The organism is Kocuria atrinae C3-8, assembly GCF_000286355.1.
Taxonomy (GTDB): Bacteria; Actinomycetota; Actinomycetes; order Actinomycetales; family Micrococcaceae; genus Kocuria; species Kocuria atrinae_A.
Genome location: NZ_AJXN01000057.1, coordinates 1 through 7047, shown reverse-complemented (window position 1 = coordinate 7047; position 7047 = coordinate 1). Strand labels below are relative to the sequence as shown.

Annotated in this window: 7 protein-coding genes and 1 pseudogene; 2 read left to right on the top strand and 6 right to left on the bottom strand. The window is 62.0% G+C overall.

Annotated features, from left to right (window positions below; genetic code table 11):
* Positions 1 to 406, top strand: a 406-nt coding sequence (locus tag YO9_RS0107310; protein ID WP_031272848.1) for a HipA domain-containing protein, incomplete at its 5' end; no start/stop codon positions are given.
* A 248-nt stretch (positions 407 to 654) separates the two neighbouring features.
* Here the strand turns inward: YO9_RS0107310 and YO9_RS0107305 are convergent.
* Positions 655 to 834, bottom strand: coding sequence for a hypothetical protein (locus YO9_RS0107305; RefSeq protein ID WP_016996877.1), 180 nt, complete (start codon positions 832 to 834; stop codon positions 655 to 657).
* A gap of 584 nt (positions 835 to 1418) precedes the next feature.
* Here YO9_RS0107305 and YO9_RS21485 point away from each other — a divergent pair.
* A pseudogene (locus YO9_RS21485) lies at positions 1419 to 1595 on the top strand (DUF4913 domain-containing protein); the annotation flags it as partial.
* A gap of 5 nt (positions 1596 to 1600) precedes the next feature.
* Here the strand turns inward: YO9_RS21485 and YO9_RS0107295 are convergent.
* From YO9_RS0107295 to mobC, 5 genes are all read right to left on the bottom strand, one after another.
* Positions 1601 to 2686: a hypothetical protein gene (locus YO9_RS0107295; RefSeq protein WP_016996874.1), complete on the bottom strand. Its 1086-nt coding sequence runs from the start codon at positions 2684 to 2686 to the stop codon at positions 1601 to 1603.
* A gap of 276 nt (positions 2687 to 2962) precedes the next feature.
* Positions 2963 to 3529 carry a hypothetical protein gene (locus tag YO9_RS0107290; RefSeq protein ID WP_016996873.1) on the bottom strand — a complete coding sequence of 189 codons (567 nt, stop codon included), beginning with the start codon at positions 3527 to 3529 and terminating at the stop codon, positions 2963 to 2965.
* Between the two features lie 208 nt (positions 3530 to 3737).
* Positions 3738 to 4151, bottom strand: coding sequence for a hypothetical protein (locus tag YO9_RS17435; protein WP_016996872.1), 414 nt, complete (start codon positions 4149 to 4151; stop codon positions 3738 to 3740).
* On the bottom strand, positions 4118 to 5254 hold the full coding sequence (locus YO9_RS0107285) for a relaxase/mobilization nuclease domain-containing protein (protein ID WP_223286252.1): 1137 nt from the start codon (positions 5252 to 5254) through the stop codon (positions 4118 to 4120). Before YO9_RS0107285 ends, YO9_RS17435 begins: the two co-directional genes overlap by 34 nt.
* Positions 5251 to 5640 carry a plasmid mobilization relaxosome protein MobC gene (gene mobC / locus YO9_RS0107280; protein WP_016996871.1) on the bottom strand — a complete coding sequence of 130 codons (390 nt, stop codon included), beginning with the start codon at positions 5638 to 5640 and terminating at the stop codon, positions 5251 to 5253. Before mobC ends, YO9_RS0107285 begins: the two co-directional genes overlap by 4 nt.
* Positions 5641 to 7047 lie beyond the last annotated feature (1407 nt).

Genomic DNA, 7047 nt, shown 5'->3' with positions numbered 1-7047 from the left:
CACCGTATGCAAGGCCCCGGCGGTCGCGGTCCGCAATCTGTACCTACAGTTCGTCTTTGCCTGGCTCACCGGCAACGGTGACCTGCACGCCAAGAACGTCTCCGTCCTGGGCGGTCGGCACGGTGGATTCGTCATCGCCCCGGTCTACGACGTGCCGTGCACATTGTTGTATGGCGACGATACCCAGGCCCTGCCGGTAGACGGAAAAATGAAAAATATACGGGCAAGGCACTGGGCCGCATTTGCCCAGGCGATCGGGTTGCCTGAGCGCGCCGCCCTGGCTGCTAACGCCCTGGCGCTGAGAGCCGCTACGACCGCAGACCTGAAGACACTGCCATTCAAAGGTTCGCCGCTAACGCACACGGAGCGAGAACTACGCTATCGCCGCGGTCAGCTAGAGGTGTGACGACTGCAGTCCTATAAGCACTCATAGGGCAATATTGGGCTACGAATGAAGCCGGACCAGCCGCGCTTTCCGGTGACACCTGGCCCGGCTGTCCCGCGCAGCGGTCACAACGCAAGGCTCAAGAGGTGTCGTTGTACAGCCGCTGATCGACCCGTAGACGCAGGAAGGAGAGAAGACTGTTTCTGAATAATGGGGAAACGCGTTATCCGGTTTTTCAGTGATCGCAGGTGGTCGGGACTGTGGGCACTTCAAGAGAAGTCCACGGGACCCATCACGTCATTGCGCCGGGCCCAGATCGGCGCCAGCGGGAAGGCCTGCACCGGCTGCTGAGAAGCTCGTCCGTTCATGGCACGGGCCAGGAACACCTCAGGAGCAGGGGTGTGTGCCCCGACGGGAACGAACCGTACGTTCGCGCCGTCGTGGCCCATGAGGCCGTCCTCAGGCTCAGGAAATCGATTGCGATCCTCGCACACAGATTGCGTGCAACGCAATCACCGCCAGCGCATGCCGACGTCAGAAGACGAATGGACCAGTTGGGCGAAGGCTTCCTCCACGCCATGCACGACCCTGCGCCCTACGGTGCTGACGCGGAATCGGCCCACGTGAGGAGCACATCGGGGGAGCCTCGGAGCCGTTACCCGGAACTTCACGACGGGTGGAAGGCACCGGAGGGGAGCCTCCGCTTTGGGCTACTTTACATAATCATTCTTATCGGCGCTTTACCCCACGGGAGTTCTCGCATCTGTTGGAACTCCCGTCCGACCGATTTCGCCGCGATTTCGTAGTGGTCTGCGGCCGACGAGACTGTACCGGACTTCGGATCACTCACAGAGTATTAAACCATTTTGGCCATGCTCCTCCCTGCATGAGGAGCACCTCCGGGAAGCTCGCTCACGTGAGCGTGGCCGCGTTCGTCGCCGAGCACCTGGCATACCAATCCCAAGGCGACCTCGACCTTGCCGGCCGCGCCACCACCTTCAACTGGTGCGCCCATTGGTAGCGCCACGAAGAAGCCGTCAGGCGCCTCACCAGCCTCTGGCGCGCCTGGGAAATCTTGCGGCGCGCCGACCCCACCATGCAAGCACTCTTCGACGAAATATGCCCCTTCCTCGGGTGCTTACCTAGGGCACACAGCCCCAAGCGCACATCGCCTCCACTGGAACCACGGCCAGCCGGACATTTCGATTGATATCTCTAGTGCTCGTGCCCGGAGTCTGGGTATGCCTTTCTCTTGATGAGCGCCGATGCTGCTTCCATACGTTCCAGTAGGCTCCCGTGAGCAACGATGGTGTCCGCCTTTTTAAGGGACCGCTTGATGGATTCGTCCGGAGAGAATCCGTTGAATTCATAGTCATAGCTGGCCTCGGTGGGCCACTGACCAGCCTGTTGCGTGATATTGATCTCCCCTGCGGATCGGCGTCCACAGAACGGAGAACATGCGTCGATTGTCGCTATGACGACATCACATAGGCGGGAAAAGCTGACGTTCATCACATCCCGCATATCCTCATGCACTGACGTAGCACGGATACCATCCGGGCGGGCAAAGCCAGAAATCATTCCTTCTTCCGGATATTTTCCCGGAAGGCGCAAGATGTCATAGGCCCCCTTGACTGCTCCGTTTCGCACTATGGTGAACTCAACGCCCTGCGCTCTATGCACAATACGGTTTCTGTAGTGGCTCAACCAGGGAAACCAGTTCCTATTTTCCTCGCCTGATGTCAGGGGCCGCATAGAATGAAGAATGGATAGCTGAGACGCTCTCACTTCAGGATCTTCAGAGAGGCCAAGGCTGTTCCTGGCACCCTTGGCCATTTGGTCGATTCGCCCACCCGCCGTGAGGTCGGCGTGACTTACCGTTCTTACATCCTTACTTACACCGCTAGAGACGATAAGACATGCGGCCAAGAGATCAATGACACCTCCGAACTTAAAGAAATAGGAATTTTCGAAGGTTTCCCTATGAAACCTAAATCTCACCTCTGATTCAGAGTGCTCTTGCGGAGTTCCGACCGAACTTTCAGCTCTCAGTCGATCTTTCATTTGAAATTCTTCATTATCCCGCGCCCGACTATACTCGACAAGAGTTTTCCGCATGTCGCCAAGCGTGTTATCGATTGTCTGCACCAGATCAATAAGGTAATCGGAGACATACACTCGTTGTTCTTCATTCAGTGCACCAGCAATGAAATTGATGGCCCCTGAGTCGTCCTTGTAATAGGAGCGCAGCTCGTCCCGAAACCGGCTCACCCTACGCTTGGCATCCTCAACGTTCGACATGGCTTCATCATCGCCTAGCAAGTACCCACGCGCCCAACTCCAAGACGCCCGTGGATTTCAGTCATTGCCAGGCGAGTCCACCACGGCGCCGTCGGGACTACCGCAGGGCGGTGATTAACCACACCGATGTGGTCACGATCAGCGGGGCCTGAGAGTGAGCGGGCGCGAGCATCCGTCAATCCTATGGACGGGAACGGTAATAGTCGGGGATCAGCCCGGCACTGTCATCGTCCGGGAGTATGGCCCCTTCAGTTATGAGATCAGATCCAACTGCCCTCAGCCCAGGCCCATGTCTCGTTCGCGCCCTGTGCCGCGTCCGGTGGTGTTCTTGCGGGCCTTGGGGCCGCGCTTGGTGGAGCGCACCGCATTAATTGGGGGTGTGCCCTGATCCCGTTCGGCGGCCAGACGGGCCTGCACACCATCGCGACCTTCTTCAGTGCCGCCGAGGGCGGCCATGAGCGTCTCTGTCAGCCGGGCTCGGCGGTCTCCGGAGTCCCAGAGTTCTTCGGCGTCGGCGGTCGAGTGGCGGGTATCGGTGTCGTTGTCCAGGTTGCCCTGCGCGGCGACAGCGGCGTGGCGGGCGGCTTCGGCGTGATCACGTTGGGCGTCTGTTGCTTCGCGGGCGGACTTGTCCTGCACGACGGTATCGGTGCGCTGCTGCTGGGGGGTGCGCTGCTCGAGGTAGTCCTCAACGCTGAGCCCGTGACGGGTGTGCACTTTCGTCTCGATGCGCCCACGCACCGCGCGGGCCACCTCGTCGTGGTGCTCCCACTGCCAAGCCAACCCGTAGTGGCCAGCGATATCTTCGGGCTTGGCGTTCTCCCAGAACCGGTCTTGGTCCACGGAGCGAGTTCGGTGCGCATCACCGCGCGTTCGGCCTCGAACCGCTCTTCCAGCTCGCGCCGACGCTGCTGCTGCTCCATCAGTCGTTGGCGCACCTGCTCGGCACGCTGGCGGGCCATCATCTCCCCCCAGCGACCGGCCACGGCCATCATCGCCTGGAGGTCACGGCCGATCAGGTCATTCACGCCATCTGGTTGTGTGCTCATCACTACAGCTCCATTCCATGCTCGGTTCCGGTGGTGTGGTCGACGTAAGGTCGGGGGGTAACTGTGGGGCCTTGAGTCTCGCGCAGCGCACCACGCTCACGGACCGGACCAGCATGAGAGATATTGCGCTTCGAAGTGGCCGGCTCGACCTCCGGCAGCGGCTCAGCCACCACCGCCAGGTGCTGCTCGAAGGCGTCGTTGATCAGCTGCACCTCGCGCAACTCCTGGTTGGCCTGGTGCATCTCGTAGAACGCCTGCGTCATCCGCAGCATCTGGTTCATGATCAGCGCCTGCGCCATCGGGGACGGCGCCTGGGTGACCGCCAGCAGGAACGCGGTGGTGCCGCTGGTGCGCAGCGGCGCCTCCAGCGCGGTGGTGATCCTCAGCCCGTTCCGGTGGGCAGACCGGGCCAGCACCCGGGCAGTCCTTCCCAGCGGCCCTGCCCGTCCTCGGTCACGTACGACCAAGCGGCGAACACCCCGGAAGTCTCCCGGGCCGCATGCGCCCACAACTGGCGATCATCGGGAGCGATCTTCACCAACCGCCGGCGGACCTCCTTCAATTCATCCGCCAGCCGCCGTGCGGTCTCCTCATCCAGAGCCGCACCGGGCGGATCCGGGTGAACAATGCGGCGGTGCCGCTTGGCTGCCATCCACTCCTCCGCCGCCTCCTGGGCCGAGTCCGGGATGTCCGGCCACCGGGTGCGTAACGACGGCAGGGTGAGGTCAGCAGCGAGCTTGCCGCCACCGAACCACAACGGCCGCATGCCCTTCGGTGGACGCTCCGCCACCGAGTACCCGGTCACCACCGAATCCGTACCGGCCGCGAATCGGGGGTGCACCAACATGTTCGCCCGGCGCATCTGCCGGACGAACTGCGCCTCGGTGTCAGCGGCCACCGCACACGCCCGCACCGTGCGTTCCAGCGTGAACCGTGCCGGTTCCCGCGTGCTGTCCCGCCGCATCTCGCCCTGCTTCAACCACCGCTCGGAGTGATTGCCCAGCTGGATGAGGTTGAAGTCCTTCTCGATCCCGCGCACCACTTTCTGCGCCCGGGAGAAGTCATTGCCATCGGCCCACTTCGTGCCGTCCCCACGGATCGTGGAGGCCATGATGTGGATGTGGTCGTTGCCCTTGGTGGAGCGCCCGTGATGTACCGCGACCCACTGGCACGGGGCCTTGGCACCGGCGTCGGTGAAGTCCATCTCGTCCATGAACCTCGCCGTGATGTCGGCCCATTCTTGATCGGTGACCTCCCGATCCTGGTACGGAACCGACAGTGAACAGTGCCAGATGTGCTTGGTCTCGGCGTCCACACCGAAGGAACGTCGGTTCAGATCGACCTCACGAGCGACCGACACCGCGGCTTCCTCGTTGAGCTGCACGTCGTCGTACCACGCCATGATCAACGGCGAACCATTGATCAGATGCGGGTCGGTGTGCTCGTTCGCCCGGCCCGGGCCCGCCAGGTACTTCATCAGCCCCACCGGCTTGTCACCCTTGGTGATGTTCGGGATCACGGGATCAACTCGTCAATTTTCGCCAGCACATCCATCCCGAACCGGCGGGCCTCCCGCAACGTCTCGACCGTCTCCGGCAGCACCTCATCGGTGCTGTTGGCATGCCGGGCGATCTGGTTCACGTTGTTGGCGATCGTGGCCATCAGATGCCGCATCTGAATCAGTTCCGCCAGCTGACTCCGTCGCAACTGCACCGCCACCGGATCCGCGGACCCGAACACCGCCTGCACCATCAACGCCGACGGCGACAACCCGGTCTGCTGCTCCAACACCATCAACGCAGCACGCTCCGACTCCGACATCGACACCCGGACGTACTGGGCTTTGCCCTCGATCTTCTTCCGTCTCGATGTCCACACTCGACGCGGATTCTCCTGCTCCACCACAGCACCTCCTCTTCGTTCGGCCCAGCGCAGCGCCCCACTTTGTGGGCCCCACACTTGCCAGTGTGCCACCGCACAGCCCGCAGGGCCAGCGGGAAACCCGTTCTATGGCACATAGAACATAGCTTTGCTCCGCTGGGGCACCACGGGTACGAAGTGGCAGCTGGGCATGAGTGGTTTCTGGAAAGGATCGTGTGCGTCCGTTAAGGTGGAGGTATGGTGAAGTTCACTGACCCCCAACAGACAGAAGAAGCCGCGCAGCGGCTTCTCAACGACCGAATGGACTATGTGCGGGCGGCGATCACCGCACGCGGGGTCCTCGATGAGGCACGCGAAGCACTCAAAGAGGCCGAGAAGAACGACACCGCAGCGTTCCAGGCTGCCGTTACCACTGGTGCTGGACCGCCGAAGAGCTGCGCAAGATCGGACTCACCACACCCGAGAAATTGCAGCGTGTGCAGCGGCGGCGCAAGACGACGCGGGGTACCCAATCTTCACCGATTGAGCCAGCACGGGAGGAAAACTCGCCACAGGTAGTCCAATGATGACCGCACGCTCGGTACGAATCACTTTCTTCAAGGCGTTGTTTCTGCGGTGGGGGTAGTGAACACCGATCAGTTCATTGGATGGATGCTTAGGCACCGGCGACTGCGTCGACTGGAAAAGGTCGCCGACGAGCTTTTCAAGCAGTCCCAGGAGGATCGAAAGCGGATGCACGTGATCACTGACCGCATGAACGACTTATACCGCGCGGGAGTGTCTAAGCATGACCCGGAGTGGGCTCAGCTGGAACAGCGCCATTTCGACGCAATCCAGTTCTGCAATGAGTCCAACAATAGGGCTACCAGAGCTCGGGACGAAGCCGCTGCGTTAGGGCGAGAGTGGGAAGACACTATGCCTCCGCGCCAGCTAGTCTGGGCGCCCTCGCCGTGGCGCTGATCGGCGTATTCCCGGCGTGGCTTAACAGCGTCCTGGATCTGGTCGAGAAGCTCAGCTCCTAATCAACTGACTCGACATGGACGTGGTGCAGGCACTAGCCCCGTGCCCACATGTGCACGCAAAAGCTCTCCTCGCTCCGCGGCTTTTCCCGCACCCATGATGGACACGGGGACCCCCACCGACCACCCGACCACAGTCCGGCAGGTCACCTCACGCGCGCACGTGGCACTTCCGTAGCCGCCGGCTGTGGACGGCTTCCTCCACGATGGTCACCACGCAAGCAACGGTGCCCGCTCCCCCGGATGGGGAGCGGGCACCGTCCGTCTGAACACACCCGGCAGAGCGAGTATTTACAGTTCCACACCGCCCTGCTGGGGACGCTGCTTGTCGTGCCGCTGCGCCGCCTCGAGCGGACGCCTGGGGCCGTTACGCCGCTGCTGGCGCTGCTGCGGCCCGCGGTGGGAGTGTCGA